2 protein-coding genes are annotated in these 495 nt (G+C 61.2%); both read left to right on the top strand.

The window, feature by feature from the left end; genetic code table 11:
- Nucleotides 1–268 (top strand): electron transfer flavoprotein subunit beta/FixA family protein (locus ACXAFR_RS27520; RefSeq protein WP_475183417.1); only part of this gene is annotated, 268 nt, incomplete at its 5' end.
- On the top strand, nt 268–495 hold a 228-nt coding region (locus tag ACXAFR_RS27515), incomplete at its 3' end, for an adenine nucleotide alpha hydrolase family protein (protein WP_475183413.1). The genes ACXAFR_RS27520 and ACXAFR_RS27515, both read left to right, overlap by 1 nt.

Raw genomic sequence — 495 nt, 5'->3', positions numbered from 1 at the left:
TGGCCTGCAGACGGTCGAGCTGTCGCTGCCCGCCATCGTCACCACCGACCTGCGCCTGAACGAACCGCGCTACGCGTCGCTGCCCAACATCATGAAAGCCAAGAAAAAGCCCATGGACACCACCACACCAGAGACGCTGGGTGTGGACGTCACCCCGAGAGTCAAAACCCTCAAAGTAGAGCCGCCAGCCGAGCGCTCTGCGGGTGTGAAAGTGGCCGATGTGGCTGAACTGGTGGACAAACTGAAGAACGACGCGAAGGTGATCTGATGAGCATTCTGGTTATCGCAGAACACGACAATACCGCGCTGAAAGGCGCCACGTTAAATACCATCGCTGCAGCGACCGACTTGGGCGCTGACGTGACCGTACTGATCGCGGGAGCCCACTGTGGCGCAGCCGCAGACGCGGCAGCACAGGTTGCGGGTGTCAGCAAGGTGCTGACGGCCGACAACGCCGCTTACGAGCACGGCCTGGCAGAAAATCTGGCGGCGCTA

This window comes from Pseudomaricurvus sp. ABR4_320, assembly GCF_056159445.1.
This window is presented reverse-complemented; position numbering and strand designations above follow the sequence as displayed.